Origin of the sequence: Glycomyces rhizosphaerae, from assembly GCF_042647865.1 — a bacterium.
GTDB classification, from domain to species: Bacteria; Actinomycetota; Actinomycetes; order Mycobacteriales; family Micromonosporaceae; genus Glycomyces; species Glycomyces rhizosphaerae.
The window spans coordinates 146,829-167,921 of sequence record NZ_JBHRWO010000010.1; the positions used below are offsets into that span (position 1 = coordinate 146,829).

At 71.2% G+C, this 21,093-nt stretch carries 19 protein-coding genes, 1 tRNA gene and 2 pseudogenes; 9 read left to right on the plus strand and 13 right to left on the minus strand.

The annotated features are described in order from the left end of the window. Window positions 1-23: 23 nt before the first annotated feature. From ACFO8M_RS10295 to ACFO8M_RS10305, 3 genes are all read right to left on the minus strand, one after another. Window positions 24-1,373 (minus strand): glycosyltransferase 87 family protein, encoded by a 1,350-nt coding sequence (locus ACFO8M_RS10295; protein ID WP_387974284.1) that lies wholly within the window; start codon window positions 1,371-1,373, stop codon window positions 24-26. Window positions 1,374-1,616: 243 nt separating this feature from the next. Then, window positions 1,617-2,018 carry an ATP-binding protein gene (locus tag ACFO8M_RS10300; protein ID WP_387974287.1) on the minus strand — a complete coding sequence of 134 codons (402 nt, stop codon included), beginning with the start codon at window positions 2,016-2,018 and terminating at the stop codon, window positions 1,617-1,619. A 118-nt stretch (window positions 2,019-2,136) separates the two neighbouring features. Then, window positions 2,137-2,868 carry a glycerophosphodiester phosphodiesterase gene (locus tag ACFO8M_RS10305; RefSeq protein WP_387974290.1) on the minus strand — a complete coding sequence of 244 codons (732 nt, stop codon included), beginning with the start codon at window positions 2,866-2,868 and terminating at the stop codon, window positions 2,137-2,139. A 192-nt stretch (window positions 2,869-3,060) separates the two neighbouring features. Between ACFO8M_RS10305 and larB the strand changes: the two genes are divergently transcribed. From larB to ACFO8M_RS10325, 4 genes are read left to right on the plus strand one after another with little or no spacing between them, the layout of a single operon-like run. Further along, window positions 3,061-3,783 carry a nickel pincer cofactor biosynthesis protein LarB gene (gene larB, locus ACFO8M_RS10310; RefSeq protein ID WP_387974292.1) on the plus strand — a complete coding sequence of 241 codons (723 nt, stop codon included), beginning with the start codon at window positions 3,061-3,063 and terminating at the stop codon, window positions 3,781-3,783. A gap of 22 nt (window positions 3,784-3,805) precedes the next feature. Beyond that, the gene (larC, locus tag ACFO8M_RS10315) at window positions 3,806-5,200 is read left to right on the plus strand and encodes a nickel pincer cofactor biosynthesis protein LarC (protein WP_387974295.1); all 1,395 of its coding nucleotides are present in this window, start codon (window positions 3,806-3,808) and stop codon (window positions 5,198-5,200) included. A gap of 41 nt (window positions 5,201-5,241) precedes the next feature. Beyond that, window positions 5,242-5,616 (plus strand): PH domain-containing protein, encoded by a 375-nt coding sequence (locus ACFO8M_RS10320; protein WP_387974297.1) that lies wholly within the window; start codon window positions 5,242-5,244, stop codon window positions 5,614-5,616. Then, window positions 5,616-5,990 (plus strand): PH domain-containing protein, encoded by a 375-nt coding sequence (locus tag ACFO8M_RS10325; RefSeq protein WP_387974300.1) that lies wholly within the window; start codon window positions 5,616-5,618, stop codon window positions 5,988-5,990. Before ACFO8M_RS10320 ends, ACFO8M_RS10325 begins: the two co-directional genes overlap by 1 nt. A gap of 94 nt (window positions 5,991-6,084) precedes the next feature. On the opposite strand, the gene ACFO8M_RS10330 is transcribed toward ACFO8M_RS10325, so the two are convergent. The 4 genes from ACFO8M_RS10330 to ACFO8M_RS10345 all read right to left on the minus strand — a co-directional run bounded on the left by ACFO8M_RS10330 (window position 6,085) and on the right by ACFO8M_RS10345 (window position 13,759). Continuing rightward, the gene (locus ACFO8M_RS10330) at window positions 6,085-7,620 is read right to left on the minus strand and encodes a multicopper oxidase family protein (protein WP_387974302.1); all 1,536 of its coding nucleotides are present in this window, start codon (window positions 7,618-7,620) and stop codon (window positions 6,085-6,087) included. Window positions 7,621-8,120: 500 nt separating this feature from the next. Further along, entirely contained in the window at window positions 8,121-11,258 is a 3,138-nt protein-coding gene (locus ACFO8M_RS10335; RefSeq protein ID WP_387974305.1) for an AAA family ATPase, read from the minus strand. Window positions 11,259-11,286: 28 nt separating this feature from the next. Further along, a complete protein-coding gene (locus tag ACFO8M_RS10340; protein ID WP_387974307.1) occupies window positions 11,287-11,523 on the minus strand; it encodes a hypothetical protein in 237 nt (78 codons plus the stop codon). Between the two features lie 142 nt (window positions 11,524-11,665). Continuing rightward, the gene (locus ACFO8M_RS10345) at window positions 11,666-13,759 is read right to left on the minus strand and encodes an MMPL family transporter (protein WP_387974310.1); all 2,094 of its coding nucleotides are present in this window, start codon (window positions 13,757-13,759) and stop codon (window positions 11,666-11,668) included. Between the two features lie 105 nt (window positions 13,760-13,864). Between ACFO8M_RS10345 and ACFO8M_RS10350 the strand changes: the two genes are divergently transcribed. Beyond that, window positions 13,865-14,368 carry a MarR family winged helix-turn-helix transcriptional regulator gene (locus ACFO8M_RS10350; RefSeq protein ID WP_387974313.1) on the plus strand — a complete coding sequence of 168 codons (504 nt, stop codon included), beginning with the start codon at window positions 13,865-13,867 and terminating at the stop codon, window positions 14,366-14,368. On the opposite strand, the gene ACFO8M_RS10355 is transcribed toward ACFO8M_RS10350, so the two are convergent. The 5 genes and pseudogenes from ACFO8M_RS10355 to msrA form a co-directional block, all read right to left on the minus strand. Continuing rightward, window positions 14,341-14,799, minus strand: coding sequence for an FAD-binding domain-containing protein (locus ACFO8M_RS10355; RefSeq protein WP_387974316.1), 459 nt, complete (start codon window positions 14,797-14,799; stop codon window positions 14,341-14,343). The genes ACFO8M_RS10350 and ACFO8M_RS10355 overlap by 28 nt on opposite strands. Window positions 14,800-15,100: 301 nt before the next feature. Further along, window positions 15,101-15,550, minus strand: a pseudogene (locus tag ACFO8M_RS10360) (deoxyribodipyrimidine photo-lyase); the annotation flags it as partial. Window positions 15,551-15,595: 45 nt separating this feature from the next. Then, window positions 15,596-15,820 (minus strand): fasciclin domain-containing protein, encoded by a 225-nt coding sequence (locus ACFO8M_RS10365; protein ID WP_387976323.1) that lies wholly within the window; start codon window positions 15,818-15,820, stop codon window positions 15,596-15,598. 238 nt (window positions 15,821-16,058) lie between these two features. Beyond that, window positions 16,059-16,311, minus strand: a pseudogene (locus ACFO8M_RS10370) (sigma factor); the annotation flags it as partial. Window positions 16,312-16,484: 173 nt separating this feature from the next. Next, window positions 16,485-17,090: a peptide-methionine (S)-S-oxide reductase MsrA gene (gene msrA / locus ACFO8M_RS10375; RefSeq protein WP_387974319.1), complete on the minus strand. Its 606-nt coding sequence runs from the start codon at window positions 17,088-17,090 to the stop codon at window positions 16,485-16,487. A 65-nt stretch (window positions 17,091-17,155) separates the two neighbouring features. On the opposite strand from msrA, the gene ACFO8M_RS10380 reads away from it, so the two are divergent. Beyond that, the gene (locus tag ACFO8M_RS10380; protein ID WP_387974322.1) at window positions 17,156-17,539 is read left to right on the plus strand and encodes a VOC family protein; all 384 of its coding nucleotides are present in this window, start codon (window positions 17,156-17,158) and stop codon (window positions 17,537-17,539) included. Between the two features lie 94 nt (window positions 17,540-17,633). On the opposite strand, the gene ACFO8M_RS10385 is transcribed toward ACFO8M_RS10380, so the two are convergent. Beyond that, window positions 17,634-17,897, minus strand: a complete 264-nt coding sequence (locus ACFO8M_RS10385; RefSeq protein WP_387974325.1) for a hypothetical protein — start codon at window positions 17,895-17,897, stop codon at window positions 17,634-17,636. A gap of 93 nt (window positions 17,898-17,990) precedes the next feature. On the opposite strand from ACFO8M_RS10385, the gene ACFO8M_RS10390 reads away from it, so the two are divergent. The 3 genes from ACFO8M_RS10390 to ACFO8M_RS10400 all read left to right on the plus strand — a co-directional run bounded on the left by ACFO8M_RS10390 (window position 17,991) and on the right by ACFO8M_RS10400 (window position 20,819). Beyond that, window positions 17,991-19,136, plus strand: a complete 1,146-nt coding sequence (locus ACFO8M_RS10390) for a cystathionine gamma-synthase (RefSeq protein ID WP_387974328.1) — start codon at window positions 17,991-17,993, stop codon at window positions 19,134-19,136. Window positions 19,137-19,198: 62 nt separating this feature from the next. After that, the gene (locus ACFO8M_RS10395) at window positions 19,199-20,566 is read left to right on the plus strand and encodes an amidase (RefSeq protein WP_387974330.1); all 1,368 of its coding nucleotides are present in this window, start codon (window positions 19,199-19,201) and stop codon (window positions 20,564-20,566) included. Between the two features lie 180 nt (window positions 20,567-20,746). Beyond that, window positions 20,747-20,819, plus strand: a tRNA-Ala gene (locus tag ACFO8M_RS10400). The last annotated feature ends 274 nt before the right edge of the window (window positions 20,820-21,093 follow it).

Below are 21,093 nucleotides of genomic sequence, written 5' to 3' on the forward strand. Positions count from 1 at the left end.
GCGGTTCCGCTCGCGAGCGACGCTCAGCGCCACCATTCCACGGCCAGCGACGGGCCCGGGCCCGTCTCCGCTTCGAGTTCGTCGACCACTTCGTCGTCCTGCACCAGGCCCTGGAAGAGCGTGCCGGTGGCGGTGCCCGCCACCGCGTCTCGCAGCGGCAGCCACCAGCCGAGGAGCACCACCGGGTACAGCAGGTACCCGAAACGCGTCGACGGCATGAGCAGGAATGCCGCCGAGAGCCCCGCCGCGCACCACAGCGCCGCCGACGCGGCCGTGACCGGCGGCCGGGTCCACAACAGCACCGCGATGACGAGGGCCGCGAGTCCCAGGAGTGCTGGGGCGATGATCTCCCCGCCGGGAACGTGCTGGGCGACAAGGAATCCGGGCAGCGGCGACTGCGCGGGCGAGGTGACCACGCCGCGGCCGAGGCCGAACGCGATCACGTTGTCGAAGAAGCCGCGGGCGTCCACGGCCAGGACCGGCAGCATCGTGACCGCGACGGGGACGGCGAAGCCCGCCAGGTATCTCTGCACATTTGTGGCTCGCAAGCCTCGCCAAGACTGAATCCCGCCGTTTCTCCAGAGCAGGAACAAGATCACGACGGCGGCGGGCCAGGCGAAGAGCTTGAGCGCCGCGGCCGCACCGATCGCCAGTCCCGCGGCGAAAGGGCGCTCGCGGTGGGCGAAGACGAGCGCGAGGACCATGAGCGCGACGACGGGCATGTCGTCGCCGCCGGTCGCGAACGTCAAGGCGCACACGGGGAAGACGAACGTCGCCTGGACGGCGCGCAGCAGCGGGCCCTTGCCCGCACCGGTGTGGTCGGCAGCGCTGTCGGGGCCACCGCGAAGGAGCCGGACCGCGCCGATCGCGCAAGCGACGGCGGCGAGGAGGAAGTAGATCCGAGCGTCGGTCCACCAGTGCTCGCCGAAGATCGCGGCGGGGATGCCGAAGACGGCCATGCCCGGCTGGTACGGGTTGTAGCCGAGGAGCGGCTCGGGGAGGGCGGCGATCGTGTCGGCGTGCAGGTAAGGACTGCCGGTCTCGAGGAGTCGCGCGCCGGAGGCCTCGACGACGAGGACCTCTTCCTGGGCCCGGCCGCTGAGGCCGGCGGCGCGGTCGATCGCCATGAACACCAAGGGGATCGCGGTGACGGCGAGGGCGGCGCCGACGGCGACGAAGGCCCGGCGGCGCCAGATCGCGCCGGGCTGGGTCAGCAGGATCGCGGCGCAGATCGCCGCGGGAAGGTAGCCGCCGAAGGCGATCGCACCCCACTGGGCGTGCGAGTCGAGCGTGGTCCACAGCGCGGTGGCGCCCGCGAAGAGCGCGGCCAGGCCGTAGAAGGCGAGGTCGATGATGAGCGGACGGTTGGACACCCGGACAGCGTACGGGGGGCAGGCGAGTCGGGCCGGAGGGTGGCCGTTCCCCGAGGTCGGGTGTTTCGCGGTTCGACTCCCCGATCACAAGGGTGCCTTGCGGGTACGACATTTCAGCCAGGTTGGGCGGATCGGTTCACAGGCAGCGAGACAGCGCCTCCCGACGCGATTTCCGGGCCCCCGGTATACAAGGGTGCCCCGGGGGTACGACGATTCGGCGCCGCCGGGGCGGCGTGTTCGCTTTCAGCGGACGGGGATGCGGGCCCATACTTCCTGGGTGCCGTCGCCGAGGGTGCGGGCGCCCCAATCAGTGGACAGTTTGGACACTATGAACATGCCGCGTCCGTGGGCCGAGTCGAGGTTGACGGCGCATACGTGCGGGTGGGTCCGCGAGCCGCCGTCGATGACGCGGACCTCGACGTCGGTGGGGCCGAGCTCATAGGTCACGCACACGTCCCCGCCGGAGAGCGGCCGGGCGTGGCGGACGGCGTTGGAGACGAGTTCGGTCGCGCACACGAGAAGGTCGTCGCGGACCTCGTCGGGCAGGTTGGGGAGCGAGTCGCGCAGCCACCGGCGCACCTGGCTGGCGGCCCCGGACTGGTGGGGGACGCGCAGCCGCTCTGGTGCCGGTATCGCAGCAGGCATCACGGTCCCCTTCCTTCCTCCGTGCCGTGGGGGAGGCTATACAGCAACCTACCTGTTAGCTCCGCATGACGCCAGCATTACGGACGGACCCCGGGTCCGTCCCAAGGAGGCAGGTGCTTCAGCCCGCGAGGGTCTGCCGGATGGCGGCCGGGCGGTCGGTGAACATCACGTCGACCTCCAGTCCGGCCATGCGGTGAGCGGTGTCGGGGTCGTTGACGGTCCAGGTGTACACCTGGTACCCCGCCTCATGGCTGCGTTCGACGAAATCAGGGGTCGAATCGATGTAGTCGACCCGCGAGCTGAGCACTTGGACGCCTTCGGGCGGGCGGCGGAACGGGTACTCGAAGATCCACACGAGCGGCGTGTCCGTATCCAGTCCGCGCCAGGTCTTGAGGGCGGCGCGGGAGAAGGACATGACGGTGACGTCGAGCCCGGGCCAGCGCCGCAGCGTCTCCCACAGGCGCAGTTCGAGCCGGGGCCCGAACTTGGAGGGGTGCTTGGCCTCGACGAACATTTTGAGGTCTTTGCCGGAGTCGACGACGAGGCCGAATAGGTCTTCGAGGGTGGGGATCCGCTCGGCTTCGGGGTTGCCGGCGCAGTCGGGGTAGAGGTGCGCGAAGTTCAAGTCCCGCAGTTGCGCGAGGGTGAGATCGGCCACGGCGCCTTTGGCTCCGGCGGTGCGTTTGACGGTGCGGTCGTGGTGGAGGACGAGGTGCCCGTCGGCGGTGAGGCGGATGTCGAATTCGAACCCGTCGGCGCCTTCGACGATCGCCTGTCGGAACGCGGCGAGGGAATGCTCCGGGAGGAACTCGTTCGCGCCTCGGTGGGCGGCGATCAGCGGCTGGGACACCCTTTGACGATAGACCTTGGGGCTGACAGGCGGGCCGCACAGCGGTGTCCGGTTCGGGTGGTGGTGATGAACGTCCCTCGATCGGCGCGGCTCAGGTGAACGGCCGGGATGCGGCTGCGTCGGGGTCTGGCGCGGGCGGGACGGCATTGATTCGGGTGGCCGGTGCGAGGGCCCGGGTGGGAGGATCGATGCGTGCAATCCGACGACCAAGATGCGACTTCGCGAGCGTTCGCCGAGCCCGGTGGGGCCTACCGCGATCTGGGCTGGGCCAAGATCGACACCGGCCGTCCGGCCAGGACCGGGACGGCCGAGGCCGTGTACGCGGCGGGAAAGACGCCCGAGCAGGTCGTCGGGGCGCTCGCCGCGCTGCGCGAGGCGCACCCGGCGAGGGTGGCGGTGGCGACGCGCTGCGACGCGGCGTGCGTGGCGGCGGTGCGTGAGGCGTTCGGTGACGCGGTGCTGGTCGAGGCGGGGGTGTGCGCGGTCGGCGCGTTCCCCGACGCCGAGTCGGGGCTGCTCACGGTGGTGTGCGCCGGGACCTCTGACCTGCCGGTGGCCCATGAGGCGGAGATCGTGGCCCGGGCCAACGGGATCGACACGCGCTTGGTGGCCGACGTTGGTGTGGCCGGACTGCACCGGCTGCTCGACAAGGTCGCCGATCTGCGGGAGGCGGCCTGCGTGATCGTGGTGGCGGGCATGGACGGGGCGCTGCCTTCGGTGGTGGCGGGTCTGGTGAGCGCGCCGGTGGTCGCGGTGCCGACCTCGGTGGGTTACGGGGCGGCGTTCGGCGGGTTGGCGCCGCTGCTGACGATGCTGAACTCCTGCTCGCCGGGGGTGACCGTGGTGAACATCGACAACGGGTTCGGCGCGGCGATGGCCGCGGCCCGGATCCTCGGCGTGAAGGCGGCATCGTGAGGGCGGCAGTGGGGGAGGCGCAGTGACGATCGCTTGGCTGGACTGCTCTGCGGGCGCGAGCGGCGACATGTTCCTCGGCGCGCTCGTCGACGCCGGGGTGGACTTGGCGCTCATGCAGGCGGCGGTGGACGCGCTCGGGACCGAGCCGATCCGCTTGCGCGCCAATAGGGCGACGCGCCACGGCCTGGTGGGCACGAAGGTCGACGTCGAGGCCCCTGAGGTCGCGACGGACCGGCGTTGGCGCGCGATCCGGGTGATGCTCGAGGGCGCCGATCTGGAAGAGGCGACCCGGCAGTCGGCGCTGGACGCGTTCGCACGCTTGGCGGCAGCGGAAGCGGCCGCGCACGGCATCGACGCCGAGGACGTGCATTTCCACGAGGTCGGCGCGCTGGACTCGATCGCGGACATCGTGGGGGCTGCAGCGGGCCTGGCGTCCTTGGGGATCACTCGGTTGACCGCTTCGACGGTGACCGTGGGCGGGGGCACGACGCGCGGTTCGCACGGGTCGATCCCGTTGCCGGCCCCGGCGGTCCTGCGGGTGCTGTCCGACGCGGGTGCGCCGGTGGTTGGCGCGGTGCCGTACGAGGCGTGCACGCCGACGGGCGCGGCGATCATCGCGGCTGCGGCCGCGGGTTCGTACGGTTCGATGCCGGAGATGGTGGTCGAGCGGATCGGCGTGGGCGCGGGAGGGCGGGATCCGAAGGAACGCGCGAACCTGCTGCGGCTCGTCATCGGCCGCGAGATCGCTCCGGTGCGCAGAACCGGTGCGGCGCATGTGCATCGAAGCCACGATCATGGTCACGTCGGACCGACTGCGAACGGGAACTCGTTCGTCGCCTCGCACAGCCGTTACGGGTCCGGGTCCCCGGTAGAGCACCACCTCGGGCCCGAGTCCTCGACGGGGCACGACCACCATGAGCACGCATCGCCTGCGGCACAGGCACACCGTGACGCCGAGACCCAGGCTCCCGCGGCGGGTGCGAAGCCGGTCGTCATCGAGACGAATGTGGACGATCTCGACCCGCGCCTGTGGCCTGCGGCGCTGGCGGCGCTGCTCGACGCCGGGGCTTCGGACGCGTGGTTGACGCCGATCCTGATGAAGAAGGGCCGCCCGGCCCACACGGTCCACGTGCTGTGCCGGCCTGAGGCGATCGCGGCGGTGCGGTCGGCGCTGGTGCGGCACACCACGACGATCGGCATGCGCTCCTATGCGATCGAGAAGTACGCGCTCGAACGCCGCTACACGCACGTCAATGTGGACGGTCACGAGATCGGCGTGAAGATCGCGCTGGAGCGGGGCGAGGTCGTGAACGCGTCGGTCGAGTACGAGGACGCGGCCGCCGCCGCCCTCAGTCTGGGGCGTCCGCTCAAAGTGGTGATCGCCCAGGCCACTGCGCTTGCGGCCGAACAGTATTAGCGGGACCGCACCGGCGGGGGCGCTACCGATATCCTGCCCGCATGATTGATTTCGAGAACGGCTCGCTTTTCAAGCTCAAGCTCACCGACGACCCCGGCTTCCGCGACGAGGTCCAGCCGCTGCTGGCCGACGGTGAGGAGGTCGCACTGACCTTCGAGGGCGTGCGGGACTTCGTGGCCTTCACCAACAAGCGCGTCATCGCCGTCAACGTGCAGGGCATCACCGGCCGCAAGAAGGACTACACCTCCCTGCCCTACAACAAGGTCCAGGCCTACTCGATCGAGACCGACGGCCTGATGGACAACGACGGCGAGCTGGACCTGTGGTTCAGCGGCCTCGGCCGGGTCCGCTTCGAGTTCAAGGAGAACGTGGACCTGCCGGCGATCGCCAAGCACCTGGCGAACTGCTCGCTCTGATGATCGACTTCTCGAACGGTTCGCTCTTCAAGCTCCAGCAGGTCGACCCGGGGGGCATCGCCGGCGAACTGCAGCCGCTGCTCGTGGAGGGCGAGCACCTGGTGTCCGCGTTCAAGGGCGTGCGGGACTCGGTGGTGTTCACCAACAAGCGGGTGATCGCCGTCAACGTGCAGGGCATCACCGGCAAGAAGCGCGACTACACCTCGCTGCCCTACAGCAAGGTCCAGGCGTTCTCGGTGGAGACGGCCGGGACCCTCGACCTCGACGCCGAGCTGGACCTGTGGTTCAGCGGCCTCGGCAAGGTGCGGTTCGAGTTCAAGGGCCGGTGCGACATCAAGACCCTCGCCAACGTCATCGGCATGTACGTCCTCTAGGGAGGATGCGACGCCGGGCCGGTCGTCTCGTGGTGCCTACGGAGACCGGCCCGGCGTCGCTTTCATCCCCGGGCCCGTGCGGCCCGGGAGTGGCTCAGTGCCCGTGGGCGTTCGCCGAGGCGCTGGCCGGGACCGCGCCGATCTCCTCGCCTTCACCGAGGACCACGAACTGGCCCATCATCCCCGAGTCCTCGTGGACGAGGATGTGGCAGTGGTACATGTACGGCAGGTTCGGGTCGGTGTAGTCGGCGAAGCGCATCGCGAGCCGGTACTTCGTCTGCGGGTTCAGCTGCACGGTGTCCTTCCAGCCGCGCAGGCGCGGCGGCGGCTCCTCGCCGTCCACAGTGAGTACTTGGTACTGCACGTCGTGGACGTGGAAGTTGTGCATGAAGCCGTCCGCGTTCTCGACCTCCCAGACCTCGACGGTGCCCTCGCGGACGCCGAAGTCGATTCGCATGGGGTCCATGGACTCGCCGTTGATCTGGTTGAAGCCCGACAGCGAGAAGGAGCGCTCCGCGGCGATCTCGGCTTCGGCCAGATCCGGCGCGGTGCCCATGGTCTCGGGGATCTCGGTGGTGTCGGCGAGGGTGTCCGCGGCTCGGAATTCGCAGATGTCGAGCAGGTCGTCGCCGCCGTTGAAGCGCCCGAGCGGGCCCTCGTAGCCCTCGTCGGCCGGGTTGGAGCGGAGCGTGAGGGTCTCTCCGGGTTCGAAGGCGACCACGATCTCGGCGCGCTCGCCCGGTGAGAGTTGGAGGCGGTCGGTCTCCCAGGCGGTGGGGAGCAGGCCGCCGTCGGTGGCGATGAGGCTGAAGGGCCGGTCATCGCTGAAGCCGAAGTTGTACAGGCGCGAGACCGAGCCGTTGAGCAGGCGCAGGCGCACCAGGCGGGTGGTGACGTCGAAGTAGGGGCCGAGGGTGCCGTTGACCATGATCTCGTCGCCGAGGATGCCCTGCATGCTCATGAACGAGGCGTTGTCGTCGAACTGGTTGTCGCCGTTGAATTTGCGGTCTTGGACGATCATCGGCACGTCGTCCACGCCGTACTCCGAGGGCAGGTTCAGACCGGCGGACTCGTCGTCGTCGACGATGAACATGCCGGCGAGGCCGCGGTAGACGTGATTGCCGGTGCGCCCGTGCGGGTGCGGGTGGTACCAGAGGGTCGCGGCGGGTTGGTTCATCGTCCATTGGGGAGCCCAGACGCCGTCGGGTTCGACCTCCTGGTGGGGGCCGCCGTCCATGACGGAGGGCAGGTGCATGCCGTGCCAGTGGATCGAGGTGCCCTCGTCGAGGCCGTTGTGCACCGCGAAGGCGACCTCTTCGCCGCGCTTCGCGCGGATCGTCGGACCGAGGAAGGGGCCGTTGACGCCCCAGGTCTCGGTCTCGCGGCCGTCTTTGAGGGCGATCTTGCCGGACTGGATCTCGAGGTTGAAGACCCTTGCGCCCGAGGAGTCCTGGGTCGACTCGGCGAGCGGGGGCACGGCCAGGGGGGTGTCGAAGTCGACCTCGCCGACGGTGTCGAGCTTGGACTTGGTCCAGAAGTATCCGACGGTCCCGGCCCCGCCGAGCACGACCGCCCCGACACCGCCCCCGACGCCGATGAGGGTCCACTTGAGTGCTTTACGCCGCTTCATGTCTGCAATATTCGTGCGGCGCCTCGCCCGTTACATCGGGCCGAGGAAGGCAATCCGCATACCACTCGGGGACTACACCGGCGAGCGGAGTCAACCTCCAGTAGCGGTATCCACGATCGGAAGGTGCAGCGCGGCCTCGACGGCTGCGGCGGGGCGTGCTGCCGGTCGCGCTCCGCGCCGACCGACTACGGGGGTCGGTCGAGTCGACCTGCAGTAGCGGTCCTGGCGACCGGGTGGTGCGGCGCGGCCCCGGTCCCGGTCCCGGCGGCTGCCCACCGCGCGGGCGGGCTATGCCGACCGGCTGAGTCGACTTTCAGTGGCGGTATCCGCAGCGATTGCGGCGGGGCCGTGCTCCCGGCTGCGCCGCGCGCCGCGCGCGGACGGATTTCGGGGCCTCCCCTCCCCGCGCCCACCCTCCGCCAACCAGCACACCGAATACGTCCAGGTCCTGCGTCGTTCGTTGCAGATTCCCGGCGGCCTGGCCACGGCCTCCGGGGACCTCAGGCTGGGTCGAGGTAGCCGCGCAGGTGGGCGGCGTTCACCGCTGCGGCCCTGCCCGCGACCTCGAGTTTCGCCATCGCCCGCGACAGGTGCACACTCACGGTCTTCTCCGAGATGTACAGCTCCGCGCCGATCTGCTTGTTCGTCAGCCCGCGCGCCACCTGCCGCAGCACCGCGAGTTCCCTCGGCGTCAACGGCGTCGAGGTCGGCCCCGCCACGTTCAGCCGCGCCCGCTCCGCGAGCGCGCACAGTTCGTCCATCAGCGGCGTCGCCCCCAGGCGGATCGCGGTCGCCTTCGCCTCGGCGAACACCGCGATGGCCTCGGCCCGGGCCTCGGCCCCGCTCTCCGACAGCAGCGCCTCCGCGAGCCGCCAGCGCGCATAGGCCTGCCGGTACGGCTCGCCCCAGTTCTGGTCGTACGGCGCGTCCGCGGTTCCGGCGAGGCCGGCTTCGAGCAGCGCCAGCGTCTCGGAGGCCACCGGATCGCGCAGTGCGAGCTCCAGCCGCTCCTGTTCGCCCAGCACCGGTGCGGCGCTCTTCGCCTGCGCTGCATCGGTCTCGGGTGTGTCGGCCGCGTTGCGGTAGTCGAAGGCCGCGGCGGCCGCGCGCCACAAGGCCGGGTCGCCGTCACCGTAGAGGCGGGATTCCTCGGCGTCGAGCTGGGCGACCCAGGCCCGGCCTTCGGGGCCGAGGGTGCCGGACAGGGGCCTGCCGTGTTCGAGGAAGAACCGGGCCCGCTCAGCCAGGCGCTCGCCCGCGGTGAGCGCGTTCTTCGCTCCGGCCGTGTCCCCTTCGCGGCGCAGGCTGTGGACGAGGTCGGCGGCGGCGCCGACCCCGGCGGCGCAGACGGAGAGCCCCGCGAGGTAGTAGCCGCGCATGCGGGTCATCTTCTCGGTGGCGCGTTCGACGCGGCGCAGCGCCTCGGCCGGTCGGTCACGCCAGCGGTCGAGTTCGGCGCCGCACAGGGCGGCGAGCGCCAGGACCTGGCCGTCGAGCTGCCAGCGGTCGGCGAGGTAGTCGAGGCGCCGGTCGGCGGCTTCGAAGCGGCCGCGTGCGACGTCGACGAGGAGCACAGCGGCGGCGAGGCGGGTGAGCACGACGCCGGGCAGGACGCTGGAGGCCATCTCGCCGTTGGTGTCGACCTCGTCCCAGCGGCCGAGCATGTAGTTGCAGATGACTTGGCGGACAGCGGTCTCGAGGCCGAAGCCGCTCCATTTGTGGCCGGAGCGGCGGGCCACTGCCATGCCTTTGTCGAAGTGGGCGACAGCGTCGGCGATCCGGGCGGTCTCGACCAGGACGAGGCCGTTGTTGAAGTGTCCGCGCAGTTCGATCTCGTGCCAGTCTTTGCCGCGAACCAGGTCGAGGGCGTCGGTTTGACGGGCGAGCGTCTGGTCGAGCGACTGTTCGCCGCGCCGGAAGGCGGCGAGGCTGTCGGTGAGGATCGCGTCGGCCTTGGCGGCGTACTGGGCGTCGTCGGGGTCGTGGTCGACCGCTTCGGCCGTGGCGATGGCCCGCGCCGTCCAGACGGACGCCTCTTCGTGCTTGCGGAAGCTGTACAGAGCGCGGGCCAGCGTCGCCTGGGTGAAGGCCTTCACAGCGCGCGGCTCGTCGTCCTTCACGAGTTCCCATGCCTCCCAGGCGACTCGGAGGGCTTCCTGCTCGTCGCCTTCGATGGTGAGCAGGTGCCTGGCGTACTTGCGGCGGGTGGAGGCGCCCATGAGGTGGTCGCCGGAAGCATCGGCGAGGCGTACGGCGGCGGCCGAGTAGGACTGGGCGCGTTTGATCTCGCCGGAGGCCTCGGCATTGCCTGCGGCGCGGATGGTGAGACGCAGTTCGGAGAGGCCCTCGGGACGCTGGTCGGCGGGGACGCGGCCGTACAGGGACAGTGCCCGTTCCAGGTGCAGCAGTGCCTCGGCGGGGGCGGCCAGTTCGACGGCCTCTTCTGCGGCGCGGACTGAGGCCGCGAGCGCGCAGGGGAGGTCGCCGGATTCGAAGGAGTGGTGCGCGAGTTCGGCTTCGGCGCCCTTGCCGTTGTCGTCGGCGAGGGATTCGGCGATCCGCTGGTGGTAGCGGGTGCGTTCGCCCGGGAGGAGGTCGTTGTAGACGGCTTCGCTGAGGAGGGCGTGGCGGAAGGCGTAGACCTCGGTGGTCTTCTGGACGATGATGCCGTGGGAGATGGCGGCTCTGAGGGCCTCGTCGAGTTCGCGTTCGTGGCGCAGGCCGGTGTCGTCGAGGAGCTTCCAGGCGGCGGCGTTCAAGCGGCGGTAGGTGAAGCGGCGGCCCAGGACGGAGGCGAGCTGCACGACCTGCTTCGCGGATTCGGGGAGGCGCTCGAGCCGGGCGAGGAGGACTTCGGCGAGTTCGAAGGTGACCGTGTGGGTCTCGGCGGCGGCGAGCTCTTCGGCGAGGAACGCGTTGCCCTCGGAGGCGGCGGCGATCTTGCTGACGGTTTCCTCGTCGAGCCCGGTGTTGAGTTCGCGCACGAAGTCGGCGGCGTGCTGGGCGTCGAAGGGGTCGAGGTGGAGGCGGTGGACGGCGGGGAGGCGCACGAGCTCGGCCAGGAGCGGGCGGAGGGGGTGGCCGCGGTGGAGGGCGTCGGCGCGGTAGGTGCCGAGGATGACCACGCGCTGGCTGGTGAGCCGGGAGGTGAGGAAGGCGAGGAGGTCGCGGCTGGAGCGGTCGGCCCAGTGGAGGTCTTCGAGGGTGAGGACGATCGGCTGCGCGGCGGAGAGGTCGGCGAGGGCGGCGTGGAAGGCCTCGAAGAGGCCGAGCCGGCCGAGGTCGCCTTCGGCGGGGGTGGGGTGGCCGGGGAGGAGGGGGCTGAGGCCGGGGTGGTCGGCGGCGAGTTCGGGGTTGTCGCGCGCGAGGGTGCCGCCGATCTCGGCGAAGGGAAGGTAGGGGAGGGCGGAGTCGGCGGTGTCGAGGCAGTGGCCGGTGACGGTGAGGACACCGTCACCGGCGTTGTCGTTGAATTCGTGGAGGAGCCGGGTCTTCCCTACTCCTGCGTCGCCGGAGACCAGGACCGTGGCGGGGCGCCCGGCCCGGGCGGCGTCGAGCGTCTCGCGGAGCGAGGCGATTTCGGCGTCGCGGGCGAACAGGGGGAGGTCGGAACCCAGGCGCGGCATGTCAGCAATCATGACACGGGCCTAAGACGTTCCGCGCCTGTCATTTCGCCGGCTGGAACCGGGTGTCCGGTTCGCCGGCCGACTCCTCGTGGTGCTCGCCGCGGCTGAGGGCCTTGGCCACGCGGGCCGCGATCCCCTGGTGCCGGACGTGGGTGCCGCCGCGGCGGGTCTCCTTAGCGGCCTTGATGAGCGCACGGGCTTGACGCTCGTTCTCGGCCTGCTTGATGAGCTCCTCGGAGCGGGCGAAGTGGAGGTAGTGGAGGTCGAAGTCGTTCATTTGCTCTTCCTTTGATGTCGTTGGCCGGGGTTTTCCGGCCTGACACCAATGCTCCGGCTGAGGCCCGCCTGCGGACATCAGGCTTCCACGCAGTCCCTGCCCTTACGGGCCTTAGTTCCGGGCCCGTAAGGGGCTGAGGCCCTTACTCCGGGGGCCTCGCCGCGGTGAGGGCCTTACCCCGGGCGAGCCGCGAGGGCCACCAGACGGCCCGGCCGACGTCGAAGGTGAGGGCCGGGACGAGCAGCGAGCGGACGATCACCGTGTCGAGGAGGACCCCGAAGGCGACGACGAACGCGATCTGCGCCAGGAACAGGATCGGCAGGACCGCGAGCGCCGAGAACGTCGCCGCGAGCACCACCCCCGCAGAGGTGATGACCCCGCCCGTGGCGACCAGCCCCCGCAGTGTCCCCGCGCGCGTGCCGAGCCGCGCCGACTCCTCGCGCACCCGCGTCATCAGGAAGATGTTGTAGTCGATCCCCAAGGCCACCAGGAACACGAATCCGAAGAGGACCACGGTCGGGTCGGCCCCGGGGAAGCCGAAGAGATGATTGAAGACGAGCGCCGAGACGCCCATCGTGGCGGCGAACGACAGCACCACGGTGGCGGTGAGCAGCAACGGCGCCAGGATCGACCGCAGCAGCAGCATGAGCACCGCGAGGATGACCGCGAGCACGATCGGGATGATCACGGAACGGTCCCTTTCGGAGGTCTCCAATGTGTCGAGCTGGATCGCGGTGGCACCGCCGACCTTCGCGTCGGCGCCGTCCACGGCGTGCACCGAGTCGCGCAGGCGCTCAATGGTGTCCATTGCCGCATCGCTGTCGGGCGCGTCCTCCAGCACCGCCTCGATCAGGACCGACCCCTCGGCTTCGAGCACCGCGCCGGAGGCGTCGGTCTTCGGGGCCGCCTCGGCCACGCCGTCCACTTCGGTCGCGGCGAGTACCGCATCCAGCGCGTCGGCGTCGGCGACGACCACCGCGGGAGCGCCCGAGCCGGCCGGGAAGTGCTCGGCGAGGACATCCTGGCCGGCGACGGAGTCCACCTCGGTGAGGAACACGTCGGTCTGCGCGGTGCCGTCCGCCTTGAGCTGCAGCATGAACGCGGCGGCCACGACCAGGCCCGCCGCCGTCGTCGCCCACACCAGGCGCGGGCGGCGCGCCACGAGCCCCGCGACCGAAAACCACAGCCGGGAGCGGCCCGCGCCCTTCCCCGGCTTGACGCGGCGCGGCCAGAACGCGGCCCGCCCGCACAGCGCCAGCACCGCGGGCAGGAACGTCACCGCCGACAGGAACGCCGCTCCGATCCCGATGGCCGCCACCGGGCCCAGGCCCCGGTTCGACTCGAGCTGGCTGAACAGCAGGCACAGCACGCCGAGGATTACAGTCCCCGCCGAAGCGGCGATCGGCTCGATCGTGGCGCGCAGGGCCCGGCGGACCGCGGCGAAGCGGTCGGCGCCGGCGGTGAGCTCTTCGCGGAACCGCGCCACGAGCAGCAGCGCGTAGTCCGTGGCCGCGCCGAACACGAGGATGAACAGGATGCCCTGACTCTGGCCGTTGAGGTCGATCGCGCCCGTGTCGGCCAGGGCGTAGACCGCGGCGCTGGCCGCGGCGAGCGCGAACCCGCATGTGAGCAAGACCAGCAACGGCAGGAGCGGGGAGCGGTAGACGAGCACGAGGATGACCGCGACGACGGCGGCGGCCACGAGCAGGAGCAGGCCGTCCACGCCGGCGAAGGCCTCGCCGAGGTCGGCGCCGAGCGCGGCCTGGCCGGTGACGAGCACGTCGAGGCCGGCGGGGCGGCCGTCCTCGAGGACCGCGCGGATCTCCTCGACCGCGCCCTCTTCGGCTGCGGCGTCGATGAGGACGACGAGCTGCGCGGCCTCGGGCGGAGTCTCGGCCGAGAGCTGCGGCGGGATCGGCGGCCCGGCGTTGAACTCGAGCGCCGCGAGCGCGGCGGCGGCCGATTCGAGGTAGGCCTGGTCGGCGCCGGTGAGGCCGCCGGGCCGTTCCGCGACGATCACCGCCGGGGTCGCGCCGGTGTCGTCGAACGCGTCCCGCAGGTCGTTGACCTCGGTGGACTCCGCGGTGGACGGCAGGAACGCGGTGCCTTCGTTCGAGGCGACCTCGCTGAGCTTCCCGGCGAAGGGACCTGCGAAGGCGCCGAGGGAGAGCCAGGCCAGGGCCAGCAGCGCCGGTACGAGCCAGCGCAGACGAGGTACGGGTCGGTCGGCGGCCATGTGCGGATCTCCTCGCGTCGCAACAGATGGTTCCACGTCAGGATAGTTTGATGATCAAAGTATTTCTCGGCGGCGTGGCCGGGATCATGGGGGATGATGGGTCGCATGACCCGCGACATCGGCGACGAGCAGCCGCTCACCGACCTCGACCTCACCCGTCTGCTCCAGACGCTGACGGTCGAGTCCGACCGGTACGCCGAGCGGTTCGGCACCCGGCACGGCCTGCACCGCACCGATGTGAACGCGCTCGCGCTCATCCTCGACGCCGCCCGCCGCGGCGAACCGATGTCGCCCACGGGGCTCGCCCGGGAGCTGGGGCTGAGCCCTTCGGCGACGACGGCGCTCATCGACCGGCTCGAAGCCCTCGGCCACGTCGAGCGGACGCGCCCGGCCGGGGACCGGCGCCGCGTGGCGCTCGAGGTCCCCGCGGCGGCGCTCGAGGAGGGGCGGCGCATGTTCGTGCCGCTCGCGGCGGCCTTCGCGGCGGCGTGGACGGGTTTCGACGCGGCCGAGCGGGAGGTCGTGGCCCGCTTCCTGGAAGTGAGCACGGAGGCGATGCGCGAGGTCGGCGCCGAATGGGGTCACGACGGCCCCCAGCGCCGCCGGTAGGCCCCTTCCGGATCGAAGCGCTCGGCCTGCCGCGCGTGGTTGAACCCGCGGTTGGGGCGGGTGTCGTTGCCGGTGCCCGCCGTCCACTGCCAGTTCCCCCAGTTGTTCGCCTCGTCGAGGTCGACCAGGTGGCGGGCGAACCAGGCCGCGCCGTCGCGCCAGTCGAGCCCGAGGGTCTTCACGAGGTAGCCGGCGCAGATGAGCCTCGCGCGGTTGTGGATCCAGCCCTCCTGGAGGAGCTGGCGCATCCCCGCGTCGACGATGCCGATCCCGGTGGCGCCCTCCCGCCAGGCGTGCAGGGCGGTGGGGTCGGGGTCCCAGCCGTCGCGGGCGCCCGGCCGGTACGGGGCGTCGGCGAGGCGCGGGAACGCGGCGAGGACCTGCCGGTGGAAGTCGCGCCAGCACAGCTGCCGCACGGCGGCCTCGGGCACCCGCGGGTCGGTGGCGAACGCGCGGGCGGAGAGGCAGCCCAGGGCGAGAGGGGCTGAGCCGGGAAGTGCGGTCCCCGGCCAGGTCGTCGTGGCGTTCGGCGTAGTCCCCCGCGCCGGGCGCCCACGCGTCGAGCCGGGCGAGGGCCGCGCGCTCGCCGCCTTCGGGCAGGTCCGGGGCGGCCCCTTCGGATTCGGGCAGGTCGTCGCTCGCCGGGAAGTCGGCGGGGACGCGCAGGCGCTCCGGCTCGGGCGCCTCGTCGCGCCAGCGCGACTGCAACCAGGCGCGCCAGTACGGGGTGAAGACCTTGTAGTGGTCGCCGCCGCCGCTGGGCAGGAGGTGGCCGGGCTCGACGACGGAGGGGCCGGGGGTGAGCACGAGCGGCACGCGGTCGGCCGCGCAGGCCGCGGCGAGGCGTTCGCGCACGCGCGTCTCGAACGGGCCGACGTCCGCGGCGCACACGACCGCGTCTGCGCCGGTCTCGGCGCGGACGGCCATCGCCTGGTCCACGGCGTCGCCGCGGCGGACGGCGAGGTCCCCGCCGAGGGCCCGGAGCGAGGCGCGCAGGTCCGCGAGGGCGTCCAGGAGGAGGCGGCGCCGGTTCGGGTTCGAGCGCCGGTCCGGGTCGTCGATGTACAGCGGCACGATCGTGTCGGCGCGGGCGGCCTCGGCGAGCGCGGGGTTGTCGTGGACGCGCAGGTCGGCGGTGAACAGGAGCAGGGCAGTGTCGGGCATGGCGACTCCGAGCGGCATGGGGGGGTCGTCCAATGCGGACGGCCCCCCTGGGATCGTAGGCGATCAGGGCATGAGGACGGTGTCGATGATGTACACGGTCGCGTTGGCGGTCTGCACGTTGCCGCAGACCACGGCCGCCTGGTCGTTGACAGTGAAGTCCTCGCCCGAGCCGGTCACCGTGAGGGCCTCGCCCTGGAGCGTGGTGTGCTCGCCGGGCAGGTCCTCGGGGGCGAGCCGCCCGGAGACGACGTGGTAGGTGAGGATCCCGGTGAGCGTGACGGCGGACAGGACGGGGGTTGTTGCTCGCGGCGGTGGCGACCGGGTCGTCGGCCATGCCGCCTAAGCTGCCCTCGCCGTCGTCCGGGACGGCCGAGCAGGCCGCGGCGAATTCGCCCGAGGCCGCTTCGGTCTCGGTGGTGGTCTCCTCCGTCGCGGCCTCGTCGCTGGACGGATCCTCTTCGGAGCCGCGGGCGGCGAGGACGAGCGTGCATCCGGCGGCGACGGCCGCGGCTGCGGCGCGGGCGCCGCTCGCGGCGGCGCGGTGCTCGCGGTCGCCGGCGGCCTGCGCGGACCGGACCCGGTCGACGGCGCGCGATGGTGGTGATCCAGGCGCCGGCCGACCCGCGGTGCGCGTCGAAGCGGGTGGCGGTGCGCCACACCTCGACCAGGACCTCCTGGGCGACCTCTTCGGCTTGGGCCGGGTCGCGTAGGACGCGCGGGGACATCAGGTCGTAGAGGGCCGCGAAGGCCGCGTCCCCGCCGAGGGCCGTGCGGTGCAGCGGCGCCTCAGGGCTCTCCGGCTCGCCCGGGTACGGCGGTCAGCCGCGGCTCCCTCCGGGGGTCGGCCCCGGCGCCGGTGTCGAACATCCTCACGCTCCCGTGCTCGTCTCGGGTGGTCGCTGGGTGTTCGGAGCCGCGGCGCGGCCGGATGGGTCCGCGAGGCGGATTTCTTTCAGGCGGTATGGGGTCGCTCGACCTCGACCTGCGCCTTGACGACGCCGACGGGGCAGGAGAGGCCGTTGGGGCCGTGGTTGCAGTAGCCGTTCGGGTTGTGGTGCAAGTAGGCCTGGTGGTAATCCTCGGCGAGCCAGTACGGACCGGCGGGGACGATCGCTGTCGTGATCGGGCCGAACCCGGCCCCGCGCACCACCGGCTCGAACGCCTCTTTGCTCGCCGCGGCGGCGGTCTGCTGCTCGGGGGTGGTGGTGAACAGGACCGACCGGTACTGGGTGCCGATGTCGTTGCCCTGCCGCATGCCCTGCGTCGGGTCGTGGTTCTCCCAGAACACCTTGAGCAGCTGCTCGTAGGCCACCGCGCCGGGCTCCCAGACGACCTTCACGACCTCGGCGTGGCCGGTCAGGCCGGTGCAGACCTCCTCGTAGGAGGGCTTCTCCGTGTTGCCGCCCATGTAGCCCACGGAGGTCGTCCACACGCCGGGCACCCGCCAGAACAGGCGCTCGGCGCCCCAGAAGCAGCCCATGCCGAAGTAGGCGGTTTCCGCGCCGGGGCCGGGGGAGCCTTCGATGGGGTGCTGGAGGATCGGGTGTGTCGTGCTCATCAGGCAAGTCTGTCACGCGCGAATAACGATCGCCAGCCGTCGGAGCGGGACGTTAGCGTATGCGCATGGTTTCATCTATCAACCAGGTCACCTTCGACTCCCGGGACGGGTACGCGCTCGCGCAGTTCTGGGCGGAGGTCACCGGTTACATCGAAGACCCCCGGTACCCGAACGCACCCGAGGACGAGGAGAACTTCATCGGCCCCGACGGCGGGCACCCCGGACTCCTGTTCATCAACGTCCCCGAGGGCAAGACGATCAAGAACCGCCTCCACCTCGACATCAGCCCCGACACCACCCGCAACGAGGAGGTCGAGCGGCTCCTGGGCCTCGGCGCGACGATCTTCGAGGACCACCGCAAGGAGGACGGCTCCGGCTGGGTGACGATGCTCGATCCCGAAGGCAACGAGTTCTGCGTCGAGCGCTCCAAGGCCGAGCGCGGCGAGTAACGAGCAACGCCGCGGGCGCCCTGTATGAGGGCGCTCGCGGCGTGAAGTCTGACGAGCACGCCCTTCAAGGTGGAGCCTGCCGAGGAGAGGGGCCTTACTTCTCGGCCACGGCGTCCATGACGCCATCGCCGTCCGCGTCCACCGCCGCCGCGTCGTACTTGCCGTCGCCGTCGTGGTCGAGCAGGACGCTGTCGATCACGCCGTCGCCGTCCTTGTCAACGGCCAGCATGTCAGCGGTGCCGTCACCGTCGATGTCCACGTGGTACTCGACCGAGCCGTCCTCGTTGCGGCGCACCCCGACCGTCTCGTCGACGCCGTCACCGGTGATGTCCATCTTGTGTACTTCTTCGAAGCCCATGAGGCATCCCCTAACTGAAGTGGGAAAGTGTTGTCTGCACGATAGCGTGCCTATCCATGGGCAGTGGTACTCGCGTCGGTTAGCGTAGGGACCATGCATGAGGCTCAGGGGTTCTCCACACGCGCCATCCACGCCGGGCAGGAGCCCGACCCGCTCACCGGCGCGGTCGTCCCGCCCATCTACGCCACCTCCACTTACAAGCAGGACGGCGTCGGCGGCCTGCGCGGCGGCTACGAGTACTCGCGGTCGGGCAACCCGACCCGCACCGCCCTCGAGACCTGCCTCGCCGCCATCGAGGGCGGCACCCGCGGCTTCGCCTTCGCCTCCGGACTCGCCGCCGAGGACACCGTCCTGCGGGCGCTGCTGTCCCCCGGCGACCACGTCGTCATCCCCGACGACGCGTACGGCGGCACGTTCCGCCTGTTCGACAAGGTCGCGACCCGCTGGGGCCTCAAGTACACGGCCGCCCCCATCACCGACCTCGACGCCGTCGCCGCGGCCATGAACGCCGACACCAAGATGGTGTGGATCGAGACGCCCACCAACCCGCTGCTCAACATCGCCGACATCGAGCAGCTCGCCGACCTGGCCCACCGCCGCAACGCGCTCGTCGTCGTCGACAACACCTTCGCCAGCCCTTACCTGCAGCAGCCCCTCGCGCTGGGCGCCGACCTCGTCGTGCACTCCACGACCAAGTACATCGGCGGGCACTCCGACGTCGTCGGCGGCGCGATCGTCGTGCAGGACGGCGAGATCGCCGACGCGATCGCGTTCCACCACAACTCGATGGGCGCCGTCGCCGGCCCCTTCGACGCCTTCCTCACCTTGCGCGGCATCAAGACCCTCGGAGTCCGCATGGACCGCCACTGCGACAACGCCGAAGTCGTCGCCGAATTCCTCGCCGGGCACGCCAAGGTCGCCGAGGTCCGCTACCCGGGCCTCTCGACCCACCCCGGACATGACGTGGCGGGCAAGCAGATGAAGCGCTACGGCGGCATGATCTCCTTCCGCCACAAAGACGGCGAGCAAGCGGCCGTCGACCTGTGCGCCCGTACCGAGGTGTTCACGCTCGGCGAATCGCTCGGCGGCGTCGAATCCCTCATCGAGCACCCCGGACGCATGACCCACGCCTCCGCCGCCGGCAGCGTCCTCGAGGTCCCCGCGGACCTCGTGCGCCTGTCGGTCGGCATCGAGGACGCCGACGACCTCCTGGCCGACCTGCGCCAGGCCCTGCGCTAGACGGCACCGGCCTCCTCTCGTCGCCAAGAAGCCCTGTCCCCCGCAAGAAAGAAGGACGTGCAGTGAGCTGGTCGGGAACCACCGCGCAGCAGATAGCCAAAGCGGTCAGGCGCGGTGACGCCGACGCCGCGATCGTCGTCGACCACCACCTCCGCCGCATCGAGGACCACCGCGAGGCCGAAGGCGCCCTCACCAGCGTCCGCAAGATCGAATCGCTCGCCGAGGCCGCGGCCGTCGACGAGATCGAGAACCGCGACTCCCTGCCCGCCGCAGGCGTTCCCGTGGCCGTGTGCGAACAGCTCGCGGTCACCGGTCACGCCCCGCGGCTCGGCTCGAACGCCGCCGTCCTCCCGATCGCCGACACCGACCACCAAGCGGTGCAGCGCATCCGCGGCGCCGGCGCCGTGATCGTCGCATTCGGACGGTCTTCGGAGCTCGGGCTGTGGCCCGCGACCGACGACGACGGGAACGTCCCGGCCAACCCCTGGCGTCCCGACCGCGGCATCGGAGGCCCTAGCGGCGGAACGGCTCTCGCCGTCGCCACCGGGGCCGCGCCCATCGGCATCGGGCTCGACGGGCCCGGTTCCGCGGGCGGCGTGCGCACCGCCGCCGCCGCGTGCGGCATCGTCGCGTACAGCCCCGAGCACGTCCCAGCCGACATCAACACCGACCCCGAGCACTGGCTCGGCGCCCACACCGGCGTCATGGCAACCACCGTGGAGGACGCCGCGCTCGCGTACGCGGCGCTCACCCACCGCCACCCGCGCTCCACGGGCGACCCCGGCCGCCTGCGGATCGCGGCCACGAACCTCGCGCCCCTGCCCGCCCGCGTCGACGAGGACGCCACGAAGTGGCTGCTCAAAGCCGTCAGGTCCCTCACCGACCTGGGCCACGACACGTTCCGCGCCAAGCCCCGCTTCGGCGCCCGGCTGACCCCGGCCTCCTCCGGGGCCTGGACCTGCGCGGCCTACCTGCGCAGTCTCAAGTGCGGCCCCGACGGGCTCCAGCGCCGCACCAGGCGCCTGGTGTCCGTGGGCGAGAAGACCTACCTGCGCGGCCTCTTCGGCGGCGTCCTCGGCGACGGCAACCGCGTCCGCCGCCACCTCGAGGACTGGTTCGACCTCGAGGACTACGACCTGCTCATCACCCCGGGCCTGCCCAGCACGCCCCCCGCGGCCAAGGAATGGTCCACGGAGACCCTGCGCGCCAACGTGACCCACCTCGCCAGTGCCGCCGCGTTCACCGCGCCGTTCAGCCTCGCCGGACTCCCGGCGCTGGTCGTCCCGGTCGGCATGCGCAGCGACGGTGCCCCGGCCACGGTCCAACTCGTCGGCCCGCCCGGCTCCACCGGCCGCCTCTTCGACGTCGCGGCCCAACTCGTCGCCAAACTCCGCCCCCGCCGCTACGCCCCCGGCCTCAGCTGGGACTGACGAACCGACCAGGGCCCCTCGCGCCGAGCGCGAGGGGCCCTGTCCATGCCGGTGACCAGCCACGCAAACCCCCAGCTCACCAACGTGACCGCCGTCTCCAGCCCCTCCATGGGGCCGCCCCCGAACACTGTGTAAACTAGTCCCGGTTCCTAGGTCTACGACCTAGAGAACGCCAATCAAGGGGCTTTGGCGCAGTTGGTAGCGCGTTTCCATGGCATGGAAAAGGTCAGGGGTTCGAATCCCCTAAGCTCCACAGAATTGGATATTCAGTACAAGGGCGGTCATCATGATGATGACCGCCCTTTTCGCGTTGGAATGGGCTTTCAGCCCAGCTCCTCGGCGACGCCCGGTTCCTGGTGGGCTTGATCGATTGGTGTTGACAACGAGCTCGGCGCGTTGGTTCGATTGTGGTGTCAAAGCGGACTGGTCGAGGAGCGGTGACATGGGCAGGGGTCTGAGCCGCTTCAGCGATGCCGACGAGGCGATGCGGTATCTCCGGACGTGTCCGGCGCTGGTGCGGTGTCACC